19 protein-coding genes are annotated in these 20980 nt (G+C 66.0%); 6 read left to right on the top strand and 13 right to left on the bottom strand.

Going from position 1 to position 20980, the window contains the following annotated elements:
• Nucleotides 1–17: 17 nt before the first annotated feature.
• The 8 genes from AB4061_RS30900 to AB4061_RS30935 all read right to left on the bottom strand — a co-directional run bounded on the left by AB4061_RS30900 (nucleotide 18) and on the right by AB4061_RS30935 (nucleotide 8588).
• Entirely contained in the window at nucleotides 18–1565 is a 1548-nt protein-coding gene (locus tag AB4061_RS30900; protein WP_441640024.1) for a UxaA family hydrolase, read from the bottom strand.
• 48 nt (nucleotides 1566–1613) lie between these two features.
• Nucleotides 1614–2369 (bottom strand): SDR family oxidoreductase, encoded by a 756-nt coding sequence (locus AB4061_RS30905; protein WP_441640025.1) that lies wholly within the window; start codon nucleotides 2367–2369, stop codon nucleotides 1614–1616.
• 51 nt (nucleotides 2370–2420) lie between these two features.
• Complete coding sequence (locus AB4061_RS30910) at nucleotides 2421–3527, bottom strand: mandelate racemase/muconate lactonizing enzyme family protein (protein ID WP_441640026.1); 1107 nt, start codon at nucleotides 3525–3527, stop codon at nucleotides 2421–2423.
• On the bottom strand, nucleotides 3524–4927 hold the full coding sequence (locus AB4061_RS30915) for a TRAP transporter large permease (protein WP_441640027.1): 1404 nt from the start codon (nucleotides 4925–4927) through the stop codon (nucleotides 3524–3526). Before AB4061_RS30915 ends, AB4061_RS30910 begins: the two co-directional genes overlap by 4 nt.
• Nucleotides 4928–4970: 43 nt before the next feature.
• Nucleotides 4971–5603, bottom strand: a complete 633-nt coding sequence (locus AB4061_RS30920; RefSeq protein ID WP_441640028.1) for a TRAP transporter small permease — start codon at nucleotides 5601–5603, stop codon at nucleotides 4971–4973.
• Nucleotides 5604–5684: 81 nt separating this feature from the next.
• Nucleotides 5685–6686 carry a sialic acid TRAP transporter substrate-binding protein SiaP gene (locus tag AB4061_RS30925; protein ID WP_441640029.1) on the bottom strand — a complete coding sequence of 334 codons (1002 nt, stop codon included), beginning with the start codon at nucleotides 6684–6686 and terminating at the stop codon, nucleotides 5685–5687.
• A 79-nt stretch (nucleotides 6687–6765) separates the two neighbouring features.
• On the bottom strand, nucleotides 6766–7794 hold the full coding sequence (locus tag AB4061_RS30930; RefSeq protein WP_441640053.1) for an L-idonate 5-dehydrogenase: 1029 nt from the start codon (nucleotides 7792–7794) through the stop codon (nucleotides 6766–6768).
• Nucleotides 7794–8588 carry a FadR/GntR family transcriptional regulator gene (locus AB4061_RS30935; RefSeq protein ID WP_441640030.1) on the bottom strand — a complete coding sequence of 265 codons (795 nt, stop codon included), beginning with the start codon at nucleotides 8586–8588 and terminating at the stop codon, nucleotides 7794–7796. Before AB4061_RS30935 ends, AB4061_RS30930 begins: the two co-directional genes overlap by 1 nt.
• 311 nt (nucleotides 8589–8899) lie before the next feature.
• On the opposite strand from AB4061_RS30935, the gene AB4061_RS30940 reads away from it, so the two are divergent.
• Nucleotides 8900–9082 (top strand): hypothetical protein, encoded by a 183-nt coding sequence (locus AB4061_RS30940; protein ID WP_441640031.1) that lies wholly within the window; start codon nucleotides 8900–8902, stop codon nucleotides 9080–9082.
• 44 nt (nucleotides 9083–9126) lie between these two features.
• Nucleotides 9127–9285, top strand: coding sequence for a hypothetical protein (locus AB4061_RS30945; protein WP_170301920.1), 159 nt, complete (start codon nucleotides 9127–9129; stop codon nucleotides 9283–9285).
• A gap of 87 nt (nucleotides 9286–9372) precedes the next feature.
• Here the strand turns inward: AB4061_RS30945 and AB4061_RS30950 are convergent, their stop codons facing one another.
• The gene (locus tag AB4061_RS30950; RefSeq protein WP_150987378.1) at nucleotides 9373–9558 is read right to left on the bottom strand and encodes a rubredoxin; all 186 of its coding nucleotides are present in this window, start codon (nucleotides 9556–9558) and stop codon (nucleotides 9373–9375) included.
• A 135-nt stretch (nucleotides 9559–9693) separates the two neighbouring features.
• Nucleotides 9694–13686 carry a DUF748 domain-containing protein gene (locus tag AB4061_RS30955; RefSeq protein WP_441640032.1) on the bottom strand — a complete coding sequence of 1331 codons (3993 nt, stop codon included), beginning with the start codon at nucleotides 13684–13686 and terminating at the stop codon, nucleotides 9694–9696.
• A 408-nt stretch (nucleotides 13687–14094) separates the two neighbouring features.
• On the opposite strand from AB4061_RS30955, the gene AB4061_RS30960 reads away from it, so the two are divergent.
• Nucleotides 14095–15405, top strand: coding sequence for an MFS transporter (locus tag AB4061_RS30960; protein ID WP_441640033.1), 1311 nt, complete (start codon nucleotides 14095–14097; stop codon nucleotides 15403–15405).
• 103 nt (nucleotides 15406–15508) lie between these two features.
• Here the strand turns inward: AB4061_RS30960 and AB4061_RS30965 are convergent, their stop codons facing one another.
• On the bottom strand, nucleotides 15509–16690 hold the full coding sequence (locus AB4061_RS30965) for an extracellular catalytic domain type 1 short-chain-length polyhydroxyalkanoate depolymerase (RefSeq protein ID WP_441640034.1): 1182 nt from the start codon (nucleotides 16688–16690) through the stop codon (nucleotides 15509–15511).
• 269 nt (nucleotides 16691–16959) lie between these two features.
• On the opposite strand from AB4061_RS30965, the gene AB4061_RS30970 reads away from it, so the two are divergent.
• The gene (locus tag AB4061_RS30970; protein ID WP_441640035.1) at nucleotides 16960–17784 is read left to right on the top strand and encodes a Crp/Fnr family transcriptional regulator; all 825 of its coding nucleotides are present in this window, start codon (nucleotides 16960–16962) and stop codon (nucleotides 17782–17784) included.
• 135 nt (nucleotides 17785–17919) lie between these two features.
• The gene (locus AB4061_RS30975) at nucleotides 17920–18438 is read left to right on the top strand and encodes a hypothetical protein (protein WP_441640036.1); all 519 of its coding nucleotides are present in this window, start codon (nucleotides 17920–17922) and stop codon (nucleotides 18436–18438) included.
• A gap of 16 nt (nucleotides 18439–18454) precedes the next feature.
• Here AB4061_RS30975 and AB4061_RS30980 read toward each other — a convergent pair whose 3' ends face one another.
• Both AB4061_RS30980 and AB4061_RS30985 read right to left on the bottom strand, forming a co-directional pair.
• Nucleotides 18455–18823 (bottom strand): hypothetical protein, encoded by a 369-nt coding sequence (locus AB4061_RS30980; protein ID WP_441640037.1) that lies wholly within the window; start codon nucleotides 18821–18823, stop codon nucleotides 18455–18457.
• A gap of 104 nt (nucleotides 18824–18927) precedes the next feature.
• Complete coding sequence (locus AB4061_RS30985; protein WP_441640038.1) at nucleotides 18928–19236, bottom strand: transposase; 309 nt, start codon at nucleotides 19234–19236, stop codon at nucleotides 18928–18930.
• Between the two features lie 564 nt (nucleotides 19237–19800).
• Between AB4061_RS30985 and AB4061_RS30990 the strand changes: the two genes are divergently transcribed.
• On the top strand, nucleotides 19801–20754 hold the full coding sequence (locus AB4061_RS30990; RefSeq protein ID WP_441640054.1) for a LysR substrate-binding domain-containing protein: 954 nt from the start codon (nucleotides 19801–19803) through the stop codon (nucleotides 20752–20754).
• The last annotated feature ends 226 nt before the right edge of the window (nucleotides 20755–20980 follow it).

A 20980-nucleotide genomic window follows, 5' to 3' on the forward strand; every position in this document is an offset into this window, starting at 1 on the left:
CCAGCGCCTGCATGCGCTTACATGACCGCGCCCAGCGACCACGGCACGAACTCGTTCTGCCCGTAGCCATGCAGCTCGCTCTTGGTCTTTCGGCCCGACGCGGTCTCCAGCATCAGCCGGAAAATCTGCTCGCCCTTCTGCGCGATGCTGGCGCCGCCATCGACGATGTCGCCGCAGTTGATGTCGATGTCGTCGGCCTGCCTTTGCCACAGTGCATTGTTGGTCGCCAGCTTGAGCGAGGGCGATGGCGCGCAGCCGTAGGCCGAGCCGCGCCCCGTGGTAAAGCAGATCAGGTTGGCGCCGCCCGCCACCTGGCCGGTGGCCGAGACCGGGTCGTAGCCAGGCGTGTCCATGAAGACCAGGCCGCGCGCGCGCACCGGCTGCGCGAATTCGTAGACCTCCACCAGGTTGGTGGTGCCGCTCTTGGCCACCGCGCCTAGCGACTTCTCCAGGATGGTGGTGAGCCCGCCGGCCTTGTTGCCGGCCGAGGGATTGTTGTCCATGCTGCCGTGGTTGCGCGCGCAATAGTCCTCCCACCAGCGGATCCGCGCCAGCAGGCGCGCGGCCACCGCTGGCGAAGCCGCGCGGCGCGTCAGCAGATGCTCGGCGCCGTAGATCTCGGGCGTCTCGGACAAAATGGCGCCGCCGCCGTGGCGCACCAGCAGATCCACGGCCGCGCCCAGCGCCGGGTTGGCAGTCAGCCCGGAGTACCCATCCGAGCCGCCGCATTGCAGGCCTACCGTGATGTGGCTCGCTGGCACGGCCTGCCGGTGCACGCGATTGGCATCGGCCAGCAGGTCCTGCACGATGGCCACGCCGCGCGCCACCGCGCCGGCCGTGCCGCCGCTGTCCTGGATGTTGAACGCATGCAGGCGCGGGCCGCCGGCCATGCCAGCGAGATCCGCCTCGGCCAGCAGGCCATCGATCTGGTTGGCCTCGCAGCCCAGCCCCACCACCAGTACCGCGGCAAAGTTCGGGTGGCGCGCGTAGCCCGCCAGCGTGCGGCGCAATACGCGCAGGCTTTCGCCCTCGCTATCGGTGGCGCAGCCCGCGCCATGCGTGAGCGCCACCACGCCATCCACATTGGGAAACGCGGCCAGCGCCTCGGGGCGAAGCTCGCGCCGGAAGTGATCGGCAATGGCGCGCGCCACCGTGGCGGAGCAGTTCACCGAGGTGAGGATGCCGATGTAGTTGCGGGTGGCCACGCTGCCGTCGGCCCGCTTGATGCCATCGAAGCTGGCAGGTGCATCAACGTATTCGGTAGCGCACGCATCGGCGCCGGCAGCGTATTCGCGTGCGAACTCGCCCATGGCGAGGTTATGCGTATGCACGTGCTGGCCCGGCGCGATCGGCTGGCGCGCAAAACCGATGATCTGGTTGTAGCGTCGCACCGGCGCGCCCGCGGCGATGGCGCGCACCGCCAGCTTGTGCCCGGGCGGCACCAGGCTGGCGACGCTCACGCCCTCGGCGGCGATGACGGTGCCCGGCACCAATTGGCGGCAGGCGATGACGATGTCGTCGGCGGGGTGTATGCGGATGACGTTGGGTGCGTTATCGGCTGGCATGCAGGCTCCGGGCGGATGGCTGAGAGGGGACGAACAGGATGTGCCGCCTCAGTTGGACCAGCCACCGTCGATCACCTGCGCCGTGCCGGTGGTGAAGGCCGATTCGTCCGAGCCGAGGTACACCGCCAGCGCGGCGATCTCTGCGGCAGTGCCGATGCGCCCCATCGGCTGGCGGGCGACGAAGGCGGCTTCCACCTCGGCCAGGCTCTTGCCGCCATCACGCGCCTGGTCCGCGATGCGCTGGCGCAGCGAGGGCGACTCCACCGTGCCTGGGCAGATCGCATTGCAACGGATGCCGTGGCCGATGTAGTCCGCCGCCACCGACTTGGTCATGCCGATCACCGCCGCCTTGGTGGCACCGTAGACGAAGCGGTTGGGCGCGCCCTTGATGCTGCCTGCCACCGACGCCATGTTGACGATCGAGCCGCGGCGCTGCGCCACCATGGCGGGCAGGAAGGCGCGCATCATGCTGTACATGGCGCGCACGTTCAGGTTCATCGAGAAATCGAAAGCCGCTTCGTCGCATTCCAGGATGGTGCCGTGATGCACGAAGCCCGCGCCGTTGAACAGGATATCGAGCGCGCCGGCCTGCTTCGCCGCGGCCTGCACTGCGGCGCCATCCGTGACGTCCAGCCGCAGCGTGGTGCAGCCGGGCTGGCCGGCCAGCGCCTCGAGCAAGCGCTCGTTGATATCGGCGGCGATCACGCGCGCGCCTTCACGCAGATAGGCTTCGGCGGTGGCGCGGCCAATGCCCTGCCCGGCCGCGGTGACGAGGGCCAGCTTGCCGGCGAGTCGTTGCGTCATCAGTTGTTCTCCATGAGCGGTTCCGGCCACGTTTGCGGGCCGGTGAAATCATCAGGAAACCAGCGCGCGCGCCACCGTGCGGCGCCCGATCGCGGCCCAGTCCCATTCGATGCCAAGGCCCGGCGCGTCCGGGGCGATGGCATGGCCGGCCTCGATGCGCACGCTGCTGGCGGCAATCTCGTCCAACTGGGGGATGTACTCCACCCAGGCCGCGTTAGGCACCGCAGCGCATAGCGACACATGCAGCTCCATCAGGAAGTGCGGGCAGATCGACAGGTTGTGGGCTTCGGCCAGATGCGCCACCTTGAGCCAGGGCGTGATGCCGCCAATGCGCGCCACATCGGCCTGCACGATGCCGCAGGCGCCCTGGCGCACGTACTCGGCAAACTGGCCGGGAGAGTACAACGACTCGCCCACCGCGATGGGCACCGAGGTGGATGCGGCCAGCCGCACGTGCCCGCCGATATCGTCGGCCGGCAGCGGCTCCTCGAACCACGCGATGCCCAGCTCGGCGTAGTGCGGCGCGCGCCGGATGGCCTCGGCAGCGGTGAAGCACTGGTTGGCATCCACCATCAGCTCGAAGCCGTCACCTACGGCGGCACGCACCGCCGCGAGGCGCGCCACGTCCTCGCTCGCCAGCGCGCGGCCCACCTTCAGCTTGGCACCGCGAAAGCCCGCCTCGCGCGCCGCCACGGCCTCGTTCACCAGCGTATCGGCATCCAGGTGCAGCCAGCCGCCTTCGGTGGTGTAGACCGGCACGCGCGGTTGCGCCCCGCCGGCGGCAAGCCACAGGGGCTGGCCGTCGCGGCGGCAGCGCCAGTCCCACAGCGCGGTATCGATGGCGGCCAGCGCCAGGCTGGTGATGGCGCCGACCGAGGTGGCGTGCGTGGCGAACAGCAACTCGCGCCAGATCGCCTCGATCTGCGCGGGATCGCGCCCGATCAGGCGCGGCGCCAGATGATCGCGCAGCAGCGCCATCACCGATGAGCCGCCGGTGCCGATGGTATAGGCGTAGCCCGTGCCCTCCGAGCCATCGTCGCAGCGGATGCGCACCATGGGCGTTTCCTGCGTGACGAAGGACTGGATGGCGTCGGAGCGCGGCACGCGCGGCGGCAGGTCCACCTGCAGCAGTTCGATCTGGACGATGGTGGCGCTCATTTGCTGCCCACCAGGTTCGGCAGCCACAGCGTGATCGCAGGGAAATAGGTGATGGCGATCAACGTCAGGAACAATGGCACCAGCCACGGCAGGATGGCCACCGTAGTGCGCTCCACCGACAGCTTGGCCACGCGCGCCAGCACGAACAGCACCATCCCCAGCGGCGGATGCAGCAGGCCGATCATCAGGTTGAGCGTCATCACCAGCCCGAAGTGGATCGGGTCGATGCCTAGCTTGAGCACGATGGGCAGCAGGATCGGGACCAGGATGGTGATCGCCGCCGTGGTGTCGATAAAGCAGCCCACGATCAGGATCAGCACATTGGCCAGCAGCAGGAACACCCATTTGTTGTGGGTGAAGCCGAGGATGGCATCGGACAGCATCTGCGCGGCCTGGCTGGTGGTGAGCAGCCAGGCGAAGATCGATGCCGCGGTGACGATGAACAGCACCGATGCGGTGGTCTCGATGGTGTCGAGCGTGGCCTTGGCCAGCGAGCGCAGCGTCATGGAGCGGTAGCGCACCAGCCCGAGGAACAGCGCCCAGATCACTGCCGCCACCGCGGCCTCGGTGGGCGTGAACCAGCCCAGCGTCATGCCGCCGATCAGGATCACCGGCGCCATCAGCGCCATCACCGCGGAGAAGTCCAAGTACCAGTCCAGCGCCAGCAGCACCGCCAGCGCGATCAGCGCGGCCACGTTGGTGGACACGCCGAAGCGCGTCATCAGCCAGATCGCCAGCGGAAAGGCCAGCACCACCGCGATCTCGATGCTGGCGTTGCCCAGCAGCTTCCAGGAGAACGCGGTATCGCTGCCCCAGCCGCGGCGGTGGGCAAACCACGCCACCGTGCCCATCATGAACAAGGTCAGCACCAGCCCCGGCACGATGCCGGCCAGGAACAGCGAGCCGATCGACACATTGGCCATCATGCCGTAGATCACGAACGGCAGCGACGGCGGGATGATCGGCCCGAGCGTGGCCGAGGCCGCCGTCACGCCAACCGCGAACTCAGTCTCGTAGCCGTGGTCCTGCATGGCCTTGATCTCGATGGTGCCCAGGCCCGCCGCATCGGCAATGGCGGTGCCCGACATGCCGGAGAAGATCACCGAGCCGATGATGTTGACGTGGCCCAGCCCGCCGCGCATCCAGCCCACCAGCGCCACGGCGAAGTTATAGATGCGCCCGGTGATGCCGGCCACGTTCATCAGGTTGCCCGCGAGGATGAAAAAGGGCACCGCCAGGAGCGGGAAACTCTCCACGCCGGCAATCATGCGCTGCGCCAGGATCACGTCCGGCACCGTGCCGGAGGCCCAGATATACAGCAGCGAAGCCACCGCCATCGCAATGGCGACCGGCAGGCCCACCAGCATCAGCAGCAGGAAGGAAACAATCAGGATCCACATGGCGGCGCGCTCCGGGTTGGTCGTCAGTCGTCGTCAATTGTCGTCAGTCGTCGCTGGCCTCGAACGCCTCGGGGCGCTCCAGGATCGAAAAGCCCTGCGTCCAGTTCTGCCAGGCCACCTGGCAGGAGCGCAGGCACATCAGGACGAATCCGGCCAGCACCAGGTAGTAGATCCAGCTCTTGTTCCACTCGATGGTGGTCATCGGCTCATCGCCCACCACCAGGATGTAGCGCCAGACCAGCCAGCCGGCATAGCCAAGAAAGGCGGTGCGCGCAATGTCCACCAGCGTGGACAGCGCGCGTGCCGGCGCATGCGGCAGGTAGCGGTAAATCAGGTCCACCTGGATATGCCGGCTCTTGCGCACACACATCGCCGCGCCGATGAACACCACGCCGATCAGGCAGTACGTGGCCAGCTCCTCGGTCCAGGCCAGTGAGTCGTTCATCACGTAGCGTGTGAAGAACTGCAGGAAGACCAGCGCCGTCATGAGCCAGAACAGCCCCAGCGTGAACCAGTCCTCGGCGGCGTAGCCGGCAAGCGCCACCTGCTTGTCGTCGGCTTCCTCGAAGCTGTGCGCCAACTCCGCGACGGTGGCCAGCTGTGGCGCACCGCCTGGGGTCTCGCCGGCGACGGCCTGCGCGGGCAGGTCGTCGGCAAGTCGGGAACGCATTTCCATGGTGTTGCTCCGCAAAGACTGCGATCTGCCTGATCTGTCAACTGTGAACTGTCATCGGCCATCCGGCGCCTGCCGCCGGGGTCACTGCACCGCCTGGATCTTGTCCCAGTCGGCCTTGCGATAGCCCTGCGATTCAAAGCTCACGTTCTTCAGCACCGCGTCGCGGTACTCCGGCACATTGATGTCGGTGACCGTCAGGCCCTTTTGCTTGAATACGGCCACCAGCTCCTTCTCGCGCGCCACCACGTCGGCGGTGGCGCGTATGGCGGCTTCCTGCGCCACGTCGCTGAACATCTTGCGGTCGGCCTCGGAGAGCTTCTTCCACAGGCCGCCCGAAATCACCGTGTTGAGGTGGTCGACGATATGGCCCGTGAGCACGATGTACTTCTGCACCTCGTAGAATTTCTTCGCTTCAATGGTGGGCAGCGGGTTCTCCTGCGCCTCCACGGTGCCGTTCTGCAGTGCCAGGTACACCTCGGCAAAGGCAATCGGCGAGGTATTCACGCCGCAGGCGCGCGGCATGGCAAGGTAGGCTGGCACATCGGGCACGCGCATCTTCAGACCCTTCATCTCGGCGCAGTGCGAGAAGGGCTTGTTCGAGGTGGACTGGCGCGTACCGTAATAAGTCGTGGCGACGATATGGTTGCCCGATTTTTCCTCGTAGCCGCGCGTGAGCTCCTTGTAGATATCGCTCTTGGTATAGGCCAGCAGGTGGTTGGCGTCGCGGAAGGTGTAGGGGTAGTAGGCCACGCCGATGCGGGGGAACGACTTGGCGGCAAAGCTGGAGCCCGAGATGATGATGTCGACCGAGCCCATCACCAGGCCCTGGTTGATGTCGTTCTCCTTGCCAAGCTGGGAAGCGGGGAACACATCGATCTGGTACCGGCCGTTGCTGCGCTTCTTGATCTCATCGGCGGCCCACACCGACCACTTGTGAAACGGCTCCGAGGTCTCGTACACGTGCGCCCACTTGAGCTTGGTCTGCGCCAGCGCGCTGCCGCAGGCCAGGCTGGCCACGCAGGTTGCCAGCACGAGGGCGGCCGGCAGCAACGTTGATGGCAGGCGCAGGGAAAATGGCTTCATGCTTTGTCTCCTTCGATGTGGTGGGCCTTGCGCTCTCTCGCGGACGCGCTTGCGGCAATTGGGTACTGCGTGGCTGGATCTATGCGGCGGTGAGCTGTACCTTGGTGCTGCGCGTCTTGTCGGCGGCCAGCGCGAATGCCTCCACGGCCTGCGCCAGCGGCAGCTGCGCGGACAGCAGCGGGCGCACGTCAAGGCGGCCTTGCGTGAGATAGCGCACGGCCCAGTCGAACTCGCGCCCGAAGCGGAACGCGCCGACGTACTCCAGCTCGCGCGCCATGATGTTGTTGGCAGGGAAGTGCAGCCCCTCGGCCGGCAACGTGCCGATCTGCACGATGCGGGCGCCACGCCGCGCGGCCAGCAGGCAGGTATCCAGCGCCGCGCCGCTGCCGGCGGCTTCCAGGCAGACATCGGCGAGATCCTGCAGCGCCTGCGGCGGCTCCCGGTCGGTGCGAATCACCTGGTCGGCGCCAACCTGCAACGCCACTTCGAGCGGCCTGTCCGCGATATCGCAGGCGATGATGTGTGCGGCGCCGGCCAGGCGCGCGGCCATCACCGCGAGGCTGCCGATGGTGCCGCCGCCAGTGACCAGCACGGTCTTGCCCAGCAGCTCGCCGGCACGGTTCACGCCGTGCAGCGCCACCGAGAGCGGCTCGGCAAACGCAAGCTCACCCAGCGAGATATCGCTGTCCACCGGCGTCAGCTGGCGCTCGTGCATCAGGAAGTGTTCGCGGAACATGCCTTGCACATGCGGATAAATGCTGGCGCTGCCGAGAAAACGCATGTTCCGGCAAAGGTTGTCGCGCCCGGCCCGGCAGTAGTCGCATTGCCCGCACGCATGCGAGGGATTGATCGCCACCTTGTTGCCCGGCGCGACGCGCGTGACCGCGCTGCCAACGCGGGAGACGATGCCGGCCGCTTCGTGGCCCGGCGTCAGCGGCTCGCGGATCACGAAGGCGCCGACCTTGCCGTGGAAGTAGTAGTGCAGGTCCGAGCCACAGATGCCGGCCGCGCCGAGGCGCACCTCGACCTCAAACGGCCCGGGAGCGGCAGGTTCCACCTGCGTGAAACGCAGGTCTTCGCTCGCATGGATATGGCAGACCAGGGACATCATGACTCCTCGGCAAGCTTACGCGGCTTGCGCCGCGTCGGGGTTGGCTCAACTGGCTCGATTGGCTCGGATCGCTCGGCTGGCTTGCCGGGCTCGGTTGGCGCGCCTGCTGGCCACGCCGCGTAGAAGCGGCCGTGCGAGGCTTCCAGGTGCAGGCACATGGCGTCGCGCGCGGCATCTGGCGAGCCCGAGGCGATGGCTGCCACCACGGCGCGGTGCTCGGCAATGGCCGCATGCCAGCTGGACGCGTTCTCGAAGTGGCTGCCGAAACGGGCAAAGAGCGGGTTATGGCGCTCGTCGAACAGCTCGGCCACCAGGCGCTGGAGCACGGCATTGCCGGAGACTTCGGTGATCCGCAAATGGAACAGGCGATCGCCTTTGACCGGAATCTGTCCCGCGCCGGCCTCCTCCTGCATGATGGCAATCGCTTCTTCCAGCGCGGCCAGCAATGCGGGCGTGGCATGCCGCGCGGCGTTGGCCGCCATCTCACCCTCGATGGTCTGTCGCGCGCGGATCACATCCAGTGGCGGTTCGGCCATCACGCTGCCGGCACGTGCGCGGTCCGGCGGACAGGCGTAGATGCCCGAGCCCATCCGCACCTCCACCAGCCCCTCCACCTCCAGCGCGATCAGCGCTTCGCGCACCGATGGCCGCGACACGCCCAGCTGCACCGCAAGGTCTCGCTCGGGCGGCAGGCGCGCGCCCACGGGAAACTCACCGTTCTCGATCAGCCGGCGCAACTGGTCGGCAATCTGGCGGTACAAGCGGCGGGGTTCGATCTGCTGCAAGGGCATGTCGGCGCGCGATCCCGAAAATGATTTGGGCCAGAAGGTAAAGTGGCCTGACCAATTTTTAGGAGGTTTTTTCGCGCGCTACAAGGGGAATTTATGCAGCGCCGCAGCAGGCCGGCGGCGGTGATTGCCCTGGCGCCCGCGCCAGGGGCCAATATGGCAGGGGTGGCGGCTGCAGCAAAGGATGTGGCGAGGCGGCTTGTGCACGCGTCCCGACAAAATGCAGCTTACGGGACAACCCCAATGTCATCGTCCTTGGCCTCCCTGCGACACTTTCTATACTGGAAGCACAAGCAGAAAGACAGGAGACGGCAATGCTGCACTTCACGTCACATGATCTTGTGTTCCTGATTCCGATGGCGCTGGTTGRCATGATTGCCTTCGGCGGGATCCCCTTCACAGCCCGGGCCTTGCGCATCAGTTGCCGCGCGGCGGGTGCGATCTTCGGGGCTCTGCTGGCGGTGGCCTTGCTGGAGGCGCTTCCGTTGCTGATCTGAACGCTTCGAGCGTTCCCGGCTTGCTTGTGAAAATGGGGGCCGCTATGACACTGAGCCTGCTGGCTGTCTTGATGGCGGCGTTCCTGCTGGTCACCGTGGCCACGGCGATCTGGCGCTGTAGCCACCCCTACCGCATGCGCTATCGCCGCTGCGCCGAGCAGCGCAAGCGCGCCGGCATCTGCCGGCAAATGCAGCGGCACTAAGCGCGCCGCCCTCTCTGATATTGGCATCCGGGCCTGAAGCGCCCGGTCGCTGATCGTTTGCGTGGCTGCGTTTGCCCGCCCGGCCGATCAGATCTCGATCATCGCGAATTCGCCCTTGCCCACATCACACTCAGGGCAACGCCAGTCGTCCGGAATGTCGTCCCAGCGCGTGCCGGGGGCGATGCCGTCGTCGGGCCAGCCCTGCTCTTCGTCGTAGACCCATCCGCAAATCAAGCAAACCCAAGTCTTGTAAACAACGGCTTCCTGCTGCAAAACGCACTCCTGTATCGATTCCGGGCGAAATGATACAGCGTTTTTTGCCCGTACCCCGCCGATTGGGCCAAGAGGCGGAGGGCAGGGGACGGCAACGCCACCCCCTGCGCGGGCAAGGCCAGGTTTGCCGGCGCTTCACTGCCGAATGGTGAAGTCGACCCGGTTGGGTGCACCCTTGTCCTTGATGCCATCGGCGTTGAGCTTCGAGGCGGTCAGGAACAGGCGGCTTTCCGGCACCTTGGCATCGCGCTCCAGCGCCTGCTTGACCGCCAGCGCCCGCTGCTCGGCCAATTGCCGGAGTTCCACATCGGTCACCGGCGCGTTCTCCAGCAGCAGCGTCTCCATCTCCTTGGTGGGCAGGGATTTCGACAGCCCGATCACATTGCGCGGCTTCTTGAAGGAGGCGCGCTTGTAGACCGCTTCCAGGTACTTCGGGTACTCCTGTGGCGACACCGTCACCTTGGCGCCCTGCTCGCCTTCCTCGCTCTCTTCGGCCACGGCGCCCGCCTTCGCGCTGGCGCGCATCTCGCGCGACTTTTGCTCGGCCACGCGCGCGTCCAGCCAGGCGCGCTTGGCGCCGGCGGTATCGGTGGCGGGATCGATGCGGCCGCTGATCTCCAGGCGCAGCGCCGGGCGGTCAGCCAGGGCCTTGCCCAGCGTCGCGATCTTCTGGGTGGCCGCCGGCGTGAGCGTGGATGTGCCTGGCGCAAACTCCACGTATCCCAGTTCGTCGCCACCGCCAAAGGCAGAGGCAATCAACGAGAACGGCGAGGTAATGGCCTTGGTCAGCAGGTTGACGATCACGCGCACGATCACGCCACCGATGCTGAATTCCGGATCCGACAACGAACCCGACACCGGCAGGTTGATGTCGATCACGCCGTTGCGGTCCTTCAGCAGCGAGACCGCCAGCAGCACCGGCAGCTTGGTCGCGCTAGGGCTGTCGACCTTGTCCCCAAAGGTGAGCTGGTCCAGGTAGAGGTGATTACGCGCGTCCAGCTTGCCGTTCTCGATCTTGTACGCCACATCGACCGTGAGCTTGCCCTTGGTGATCGGGTAGCCAGCGTACTTGGCCGCGTACGGGGTCAGCCGGGTCAGCTCCACACCTGCGGCCTTGGCGGCGATATCGAGATAGAGCGTGTCGRCCAGCGGGTTGAGCTTGCCGTCGATCGTGACCGGCGCATCATCGTCGATGCGGCCTGCCAGCGTGAGGTCGGCGGGCGTCGGCTCCGTCGAGGACACCTTGGAGACCGATCCCTTCATGTCGGTCAGGTTGGCGGTGTAGTTCGGCTTGACAAAGAAGTCCGAGAAATTGATGTTGCCTTTCTCCACCGTCACGCCGCCAATGCGGATCTGCGGCTTGGCCGCAGCGGAAGCCACAGGCGCGGGCACCGGGGCCGGTGCGCCGGCGGCGCTCGCCGGCGCGGGACTGGCCTGCGTCAGGCTGGTGGTGGGCGCCGCTTCGCCCTTGGCAGCGCCGCCGGCCATCACGTCCTGCAGGTTCAGGCGGCCGTTGGCGTTCAGGATCACCCGCGCGTAGAAGTCCGACAGCGCGATGCCGGCCACGCCAACCTTCATCGGCCCCTTGGCCTCATCCATGGCGAAATCGATGCCGTTTACCGCGAGCGAGCGCCAGCGCAGGAAGTCGTCACCGGTCACCCGGTCGACGCTGCGCACATTGCCGAGCAGCGCATTGCCGGTGAAGCGCGCGGCGATTGGCTTGCCGGCGGGCGCCTCCACGCCGAGGCGGCCCTTGACGGTAGCGGCGCCGCCACGCAACGCCGCGTTGAAGCGGTCAGCCAGATAGGGCTGCAGCGGCGCGAGGTCCAGCTCTCGGACGTCAACCTGAAATTGCGCCGCGGGCCCGGTAGGCAGCACGGTGCCGTCGAGCGCCATCGCGCCGCGCCGGCCCACGTCGGCCTTGAGCTTCACCGGGATCGCCCCGGCCGCCATCGGCCAGTTGAGCGCGCCCGTGCCGAGGCCGATATTGCGGAATTGATGGACCACGGGGCGGTCGCGGTTGGCGGCCGCGGGCGCATAGTCAGTCACGCGCAGGCTGCCCCCATCGAGCGTGAACTTGCCGATCTGTGCCTTCCAGGGCAACGGCTTGGCGGCCGCCGCGCTCTCGGGCCGGACAGCCTTGGCCTGGACGGTGGTGCTGCGTTGAGCGGCCTTCTGCTTGGATTGCACCGCCCACAGGCGTGCACTTTCGAGCACTTCGCCGTGGAAGTCACGCGTGATGGCGATCTGCGGCTTGGCGAGCATCAACTGGCCGGCCTGGAAGGAATGCGCGCCAAGATCGAACGCGATGTCCTCCAGTGCCACGCGCTCGGCGAGCATCACCGGCAGGTTGGCGGTGTCGCTGTCGTCGCGGGCACGCGCGCGGCGCGCGTCGCGCCGGCGGTCGCTATCGGCAGTGGCAGGTTTGCTTGCGCCAGTCGTGGCGGCTGCCACTTGCGCCACCGTCACCGGCTCCCGGGTGGCCAGGTAGAGCGGCGCCAGTTCGACGCGGGACTTTTCCAGCGAGAAGGCAAAAGCGGGGCCGCCCCACGCCATCTTGTAATGCAGCTCCGCATGGATGGCTGTGTCGCCAAGCCGGGTCTGGAGCTCCGCCGGCCACCATGCGGCAAACCCTTGAGGCTTCAAGCCGCTGGCTTGCAGCGTGCCGTCCATGGTGCCGCCACGCAAGGACAGCTCGCCCTCATGGCTAAGCGTCTGGCCTTCGCCGATCGCCAGCTTGGCCTGCACCTTGGCTGGCTTGTCGCTGTCGCCTGAGAGGCCGGCCACGTCGGCGTCAAGCGGCCCGAGCGCGAGCGTGCCGGGCCCGGAAGGCGCCGAGTCGTCGCGCAGGCCCAGGCGGGCCTCTTTGATGGTGATCTGGTCGATCGCATAGCGCCAGGGCTTTTCAGGCACCGGTGCAATGCCAGCAGCGGCGGGTGCCGATGCCGGGCCAGCCTTTGCCACGACCGGTGCGGAAGCCGGGCCAGCCTTGGCTACGGCCGGCGCGGATGCGGGCGCCGCCGCTGCTGCCGATGCGGCGGCAGCCGGCACGTGGGCCGGCTTTTCTACCTTGGCGGCTTCCGGCAGGAACGCGTCGGCCAGGTCGAGCGAGCCATCGGCGCGCCGCACTGCCTGCACGGCCAGGCCATCCACGGAGAGGCTGCGCAGGTGGGCCATCCGCCCCAGCGGTTCAATGCGCGCGATGTCCACCGCTATCCGCCCGGCCTTCACCAGCGGCGAACCATCATGCTTGCGGATATCGGCGTCGCGCAGCGCCGCGGTGCCTGCCAGGAAGACGTCCTGCTTGTCCTTGTCCTGGATAAAGCCCAGCGTCAGCCGTGAATCCAGCAGCCCGCCCTTGATATCCGCATCCTTGAGCTTCGGCGCGAACGGCATGTAGCGCGCCAGCTCCAGGGCATCGAGATTGATATTCAGGTGGGTCTCGCGCGATGCCGCGAACGGCAGCATGGTGCCGTCGAGCGCCAGCGCGGAGCCGTTGATGTTCGCGCTCAGCGTGGGCCGGGTGACGATCTCCACGTCATGCGGCAGGTTGGACAGGAACGGCAGCGTGATGGTGAGGTTGTCCACGCGCTGCGTCTGGTCGAGCAGCTTGTCGTCGAACACCAGGCTGCCGCTGGTCAACGCGATATTGTTGACCGAGAAGCGCGCCGGCTCGGATTTTGGCGCGGGCGGCTTGGCCGCGAAGCGCTCCACGATGTCGGCGTAGTTCATGCGGCCGTTGGCGTCGCGCGCAAGATGCAGCGCGGGCCGGTCGATATGCACGGCATCCACCACCGGGGCGAAGTGCCACAGTGACGCGATGGCACCATCGATCTTGGCTTCGCCCACGGTCAGCATGGGCGTGGTGCCATCGGGCTCGTAGATAGTAATGTCGGAAACGTCGGCGGCCAGCGCGAACGGATGCACCTCGGCGCCCCCAAACGTGACCTTGCGCCCCAGCGCTTCGCTAGCCTGCTTGGCTGCGAACGATTTGATCAGCGGTGGCCCGCCAAAATACCCGGCCAGGCCAAACACCGCCAGCGCGGCCACAATGCCGCCGGCTACCCGCAGGCCGGCCCTGCGACGTGGCGTTGCAGTTGCTGCCTGCATGGAGAACTTGATTGCCATGTGATCCCAGAAGATTCGACCCCAACTACCCGCATCCGCTATCCGAACCCGCTGGAGAACACGATGTAGCAAGCATTCCACACGGTGTCGCCAGACGGATCGGCCACTTTGTGGCCCGGATTTCACTTTTTAACGACATTATCGCAACGCTTGAGGGCAAAGCAAAGGCATTCAAAGGGATTTAAAAAGGATTTCAGGACGATCCCAAAGGGAATTCAAGCGCGCTGGCTGGAGCCGGCTCAACGCCGATCTGGTATCGTCACGCCTTTGCGAAGCGTCTCGTCGCATGCCAGCGGCTTATCCGCCACTTAGTGCCTGCTTCTCCCGCGCTGTACCCTCCGGCCAGAACCCTCCACGTCAACCGTGTTGCGCGCTTCGCATGCGAACCATTTCCATGCGAGTCTCCTCATGTCTACCATCAGCAGTACTGCCGGAGCGGATAGCGCGCACAGCCAACAAGCGCGCCCGCTGACCGGACAGGATTACAAGACGCTTGCCCTTGCCGCCCTCGGGGGGGCGCTCGAGTTCTACGACTTCATCATCTTTGTCTTCTTCGCCACCGTCATCGGGCAGCTGTTCTTCCCGCCGTCGGTGCCGGACTGGCTGCGCCAGCTGCAGACCTTCGGTATCTTTGCCGCCGGCTACCTGGCTCGCCCGCTGGGCGGCATCATCATGGCTCACTTCGGCGACCTGCTTGGCCGCAAGAAGATGTTCACGCTTTCCATCCTGCTGATGTCGGTGCCGACGCTGCTGATGGGCCTGCTGCCGACCTACCATGCGATCGGCCTGCTGGCGCCCGTGGCGCTGCTGCTGCTGCGCGTGATGCAGGGCGCGGCGGTTGGCGGCGAAGTGCCCGGCGCCTGGGTGTTCGTCTCCGAGCACGTGCCCGCGCGCCGCACCGGCTATGCCTGCGGCACGCTGACCGCAGGCCTGACGGCCGGCATCCTGCTGGGCTCCCTGGTGGCCACCGGCGTCAATACCATCTTCACCCCGGCCGAGCTTGTCGACTGGGGCTGGCGCATGCCTTTCCTGCTGGGCGGTGTGTTCGGCATCGGCTCCATGTACCTGCGCCGCTGGCTGCATGAAACCCCGGTGTTCGCCGAGTTGCAGAAGCGCAAGGCGCTGGCCGCGGAAATGCCGCTCAAGACGGTGGTGCGCGATCACCGCGGCGCCGTGGCGGTATCGATGCTGCTGACGTGGATGCTGTCCGCGGGCATCGTGGTGGTGATCCTGATGACGCCCACCTTCCTGCAGAAGATCTATGGCTTCGATGCGCGCACCGCGCTGGTAGCCAATAGCGTGGCGACGCTGTGCCTGACGGTCGGCTGCGTGGTGGCCGGCCTGATGGCCGACAAGGTGGGCCCGCGGGTCACCCTGTTCGTTGGCGGCCTGCTGCTGGCGATCAGCTCGTACGTGTTCTACAGCACCCTGCACACACGCCCCGACCTGCTGATCCCGCTGTACGCGGTGGCCGGCTTCTTCGTGGGCACCATCGGCGCGGTGCCATACGTGCTGGTCAAGGCGTTCCCGGCCCAGGTGCGGTTTTCCGGGCTGTCGTTCTCGTACAACCTGTCGTATGCGATCTTCGGCGGGCTGACCCCGATGATCGTGACGCTGATGCTAAAGAACGATCCGCTGGCCCCCGCCTACTACGTGGTGGCGCTGTGCCTGCTGGGCATGGTGACGGCGCTGTTCGTCAAGGACCGCTCGCTCGCCTGAGCCTGATGGCAACCGCTGCGCCTGCGTTGAGCCACACGCCGGCCATGAAAAAAGGAGGGCCGCATCCGCGCCCTCCTTTTTTACGCCCATGCGCTGGCCAGCGCTAGCGGCGATGCTGCTTGAAGAATTCCCACATCAACGCGCTGGCGTCGGGGCCGATCGGCGCATGGTAAGGGTAGTCGCCATCGCCGCCGCTCCAGGCGTGATCGAGGCCGGCAACCTCGCACAGCTCGACCAGCTCGCGGTTCCAGGTGCCAAAGCTGGCTTCCAGGTAGTCCCCGGCCGGCAGCAGGGCACTGGCTGGATGGCCGTTAGCGCTATCAGCCTGCGCCACATCTGAATCTGCATCTGAATCCGCATCTGCGGCGGCGGCTTCCTGCTCCGCGCCGGTGAGGTGCCGCACCGCGGCGCCGTTCATCCGCTCCTCGACCCGGTCGTTCATGCCGTTGTAAGCCAGGAACTGGCGCGCGAGCAAGCGGGCGTTGACGGGATGCACCGCCCCGTCGTCCATGCCGTGCAGCACGATGGCCGGCATCTTCGGTCCGCCCGGCGTCACGCCGGCGGCGTCCAGCAACATCGCCGGGTCGGCTTGCGTGCCGTGCTGCATGGCACGCAGGCCGTCGCTGGCCGTGTGGCCCGCGCCAATCACGACCCCGGAATGCAAGCCCACGGCGGCGATCTTCTCGGGATAGCGCAAGGCCACCACCGCCGCCATGCTGGCGCCCGCGGACAAGCCTGCCAGATACACCTGGTCGGCACGGACGTCCCGCCTGGCCGCCAACGCATCGATCAATACCGCCAGCGCCTGCGCCTCGCGGCCACCTTCCGTGGCACCCAGGTCGAACCACTGCCAGCAGCGCTGCATCTGGCGCCGCAGGGGCTGCTGGGGATAGGCCACCATGAAGCCTTCGCGTTCAGCAAGCGCGTTCATCCGCGTGCCTGCCGCGAGATCTTCCGGCTTCTGCCGGCAACCATGCAGCATCACCACCAGCGGCATGGGCCGCTTGGGCGCGCCGGAAGGCACGTATAGCCAGTAGGGCAAGCGAGGCACCAGTTCGCCAGGCAGCGGCGCGAGGCGGTGGTGGTGGGGAGCCCATTCTCCGGGCAAGGGGTGGCGCGGTGGCAAAGGCAGCGGCGCCGGCGAGCGCGCCCGAAGACGGGGCGCTGCGGGATTCAGTGTAGCGATACGGTTGAACCACGTTTTGAGATGGTGCGCGGACTGGGGCTGCGCCCGGCTGATCTGCCGGAGCTGCGCATGCCAGTCCGCCGAAAGGCTCTTGGTCATGAAGACTCCTGCTATCGAGATTGTTGCGATGCAGCATAGCACACGACAACCCGGCGCTCGCTGCCGCTTTTCCATCACATGTTATGAAAAACAGACATTAGATTCTTTCATCTAATGCACCATGCGCCCGCAGATGCACTTCCGTTAGTGCCCACAATGACTAAAACACTGAATTCAGCCGACAAAAGAATGCAGATCACTAAGAGATAGCGGCAAAAGGCGCACGGTTATACTGCGTTTGCGTGTATCGCAGGCAAACGGAGAATGTCATGACCACGCCCGACGCAGCGTTTCCAAGCTGCTCGCTGTGCTTGTTCCAGCCAATCTGCCGCAACGCGGAAGCGGCAGCTGCAAACGATCGGCAGCGCAGCCTGGCCCCGGCCAGCATGCTCTGGCGCGCCGGAGAAACGGTGCACCGCCAGGGCCGGCCCGTGATGGCCATGTTTCCCGTGCGCGGCGGCAGCGCCAAATCCGTATTCGAGTCTCCGCTTGGCTGGCGCCAGGTGACCGCCTTCGCGCACCCGGGCGAAGTGCTCGGGCTGGAGGATCTCGATGGCCAGGCCCATTGCACCAGCGCGGTGGCCATGCAGGACACGCACTGCTGCGTGGTGCCGGTGGAGGCGGCGCGCGCACACCTGCTCAGCGCCGAATACCGCGAGACAATGCTCAGCACGTTGCGCCGCAATGCCGAGCGCGAGCGGACGCTGCTGGTCGCGATCGGGTCGATGAAAGCCGCCCAGCGGCTGGCTATGCTGCTGCTCGACCTCGCTGGCGAACAACGCCGCCGGGGCAATACCGGAGCGGCGCTGACCCTGGCGATGTCGCGCAACGATATTGCCAGCTACCTGGGACTGACGCTCGAAACCGTATCCCGCCTGCTGGCGCGATTTGCCACGGTCGGGCTGATCACCGTGCGGCAGCGGCAACTGCGCATCGTCGATCCGGCGGGGCTGTGCTCCGTCTACGAGGACCCCGAGCGGGTGCCGCTACGCCCGCCCCAACCGGTGACGGATAATCCGTCCGCCTCCGCTCCCGGCCAGGCCCGGCTAGACACCGCCAGAGGCATCCACGCCGCGGGCGCCTCGGTTGCGTAGGACGGACGCTGATAGCAAGGCCGTGCAAACGCGGCTATGTTCAGACTATGCCGCCGTGTGCGGGGTAGCCCCCGGGAAAATCACCCTGCGGCCATGCCGCTGGCGCTCGATATCGCTTCCGGTGCCTGTATCTCTATGCGGGACTTCCCTTTCGCCGTGCGCGCGGGCCTGGCGCCACTTGGCTTCCTGATGGTGGCCGCACTGGTGCCGGCGGCCGCCGCGCCGGCCTCGCTGTCAACGCTAGCGAGACTGCTGTTAGGCACGGTGGATGGCAGGAGCACCGGCATGAGTGGCGTGACACGCCTTACCGGCGGTGTGGCCAGCTCAGACGCAGAACTCGACACGGCTTGCCAGGAACTGACGCGCGCCGGGCCATTCATGCTGGACGCCGCGACGCGGATGGAGGGATGCAGCGTCTCGCCCGGCAAGCGCGTGCAGTTCCGCCTCAGCCTGGTTGGCGTGGATGCGACCCGCGAGGGCACCGCGGCGTTCATGGCGAGCGCCCGCCCCGTGCTCGAGCGCGGCATCTGCCGCAACCCGGACGTGCCGGTGCTGGGCCAGTTAGGCATCACGCTGAGCTATCGTTACGCGGGAATCGGCAACCGCCCGCTGGGAGACGTCACGATTACGCCAGACCGCTGCGGCCCGAAGTAAAGACTCGAAGTAAAGACTATTTTCTTTCCTGCGCGCATTCCTGGCGATACGCCTCGTCGAGCTTCTTGCGCTCCGCTTGCCGCTCGATATTGGGATGGGTGCTGCCATCCGCGCTGGTCACGGTGGCTTTGCCGGTGGTCCATTGCGCTCCCGCTGGCAGTGCATTGATCTTGTCGAGCAAGCCCTGGCAATGGGTGCGCTGGGATGGCGTGAGGGTGCCGTCCGCCGCCGGCCCGACATTGTCGGTGGCGGTATCCAGCAAGAGCCGCGGCGGCGGCGGCGCGACCATCGGCGCGGGCACTTCCAGCTCGGCCGCAGTGGCAGCCTGGCCCGCAAGCAGCCCCAGGCCCAGGGCGGCAGCCATGATGATCGAAGCCCGTTTCATGTTCAGTTCTCCACAGCGGGGGCGCATTGCGCCTTCCATGACGATGTTCCAGGGGTCGCCCTGCTGGCTGGTACCGAAAAACCGCATGTTTCCGATGTCCCTCCTTAGGTGGCGGCAGCCGCCGGCAATGCAGGCACGAACCAGACTTGGCTTCGTTCCTTGCCGTTGCCGGCCCGACCAGTGCGATTGCGCAGTTGCTCAAGCTTGAGCAGCGCATCTGCAAGCATACTCTTGAGGCGGGTGTTTTCCTCCTGCAGGTCTCGCAACTTGCGGTTGTCGCGCGCTTCGCTGCCAGCGCCCTGGCCGTACTTGATGCGCCAGCCATAGAAGGACGCGTCGCCAAAAAAGCAGAACGAATTTCCAATATTTGATATTCCCACTCTTGATTTCCGGATTCGTTCTTTTACTTTCATTCAACCGAAAAAATCCGGTTAAACGGACAAAATACCAATTTTTCGGCGCACTACACGCCAAATCGAGCCAATTTATGATCAGAATGAAAAGAATATTGTCAATGTCTTCATGTCCTAACAAAGAGTATTTTTTGATCGATTTTTATGAAATGATTTTCACGAGACCACTGGCAAGTTTCAAAGTTCTGCATTAATCTTGTCTGGCATTAACCAAATTTCCATCTCCAGCAACCGGGCCTCGCGCCCCGGCGCAGGCTGGCGACGATAAGCGCAACGCGTAGCCGGTCGGCTGGTCATTTTTTCAGCGTTGCTTCTCTATACCGGGCCACATGCAAGCAGCACTGCGTCGTAATTCCCCCAGTTTGTCGGGAGATTTTGAAGACCATCATGCCTTGCGGATGCAATGACGCTGTGAGGGGGCTTGTCTTGACGGCCTGGCACGGCAATGGACCAGATACGCCAGCTCCCCGGCACGGCAGATGCGGCATGGCCTTCGGGCTTCAGGGTCTTGGCGCAGAGACAGAGAAGAAAACAAAAACAAGTTTGAAATCCGGAGAAGTCACCATGCGGCACGTCAGCACCAAGCTCTTGCACGTTTTTGTTTTGTTGATGGAATATCGTGACCTCAGCGCCGTCGCCGCCTGCACGCAAGGCCGGGTTCCGACCATTGCCTACAGCCTCGCGCGTCTGCGCGAAATCACCGGCGACCCACTTTTCATCAAGCGCAATGGCACGCTGGAACCTACCGCGCATGCCCTGCGGCTGGAGCAGACCGCCCGCCAGATCTTGTCAACATGGGCGCACCTGGTACGCCCGCTCGCCCCCGTCGCCGAGGAGGCAAGCCCGCACCGCCGTATCTCGATCGGGTTTTCGCCGTCGATCGGCGATCCGGTCATTACCGAGATCCTCACGGCCTTGTGCGAGCAGTTTCCCGATGACCGCTTCATGACGCGGCCGGTCTTTGCCGACGCCGCGCTGGCCACCCAGCTTGGCAGCGGCGAGCTGGACTGCGCCTTCGTGGTCGATAGTCACTTTGTGCCAGAAGACATAGCGCTGCACAACATCATGGCCACGCCGCGCCGCCTAGTCAGCGTGGTGCGGCCAGGCGGCGTTGAGGATGCGGATAGCCGGCACGAGTGGATACTGCTGCAGGAAGACACCGAGCCCGGTAGCCCGCTGCAGGGTTTCCTGAACCGGCTCGCGCACGATCCCGCCTACCGGGAAACCGTGGTGCCGTCCTGGCACACGCAAGTTGCGCTGCTGCTTGCCGCGGGCGGCATCTGTCCGCTGCTGGATTTCAACGTGCCTCTAGTGACACGCACACACAAAACGCGCCTGCTGGCGCCGCCCGGCGGCTTCCCGGAATGGGCAGCCCTGCATTTCTGGGCGCCTGTGCGCGCCGGCAACGCACTGCGCGGCATCATGGAGATCGGGAGCACCGTGCTGCGTGATCCCGTCACCGCCATCGACCGCCGTCACCAGTCACACGAGACGCGCACCTCTGCCTACGCAGCCTGACCCTGCTGCCCCCTGCTGCCCCCTGCTGCCACTGAAGCACGCCGCGCTGCGGCGTGTCGGCTTGCGGCTAGCCACGCCCGCCGGCCCGTGAGGGTTTCCGCGTCCTCCTCTCAAAATTGAGAATAGTCTCAGTCCTGACGCCGAAGCCAACGCTTATGCTTCATGGGCACCTCCTGCTTCCTGTTCGTCCGAGCAAAGCATGCGCCTGGAGGTGCTTTGTTCCTGT

The organism is Cupriavidus sp. YAF13, from assembly GCF_052113425.1.
In the GTDB taxonomy this organism is placed as follows: Bacteria; Pseudomonadota; Gammaproteobacteria; order Burkholderiales; family Burkholderiaceae; genus Cupriavidus.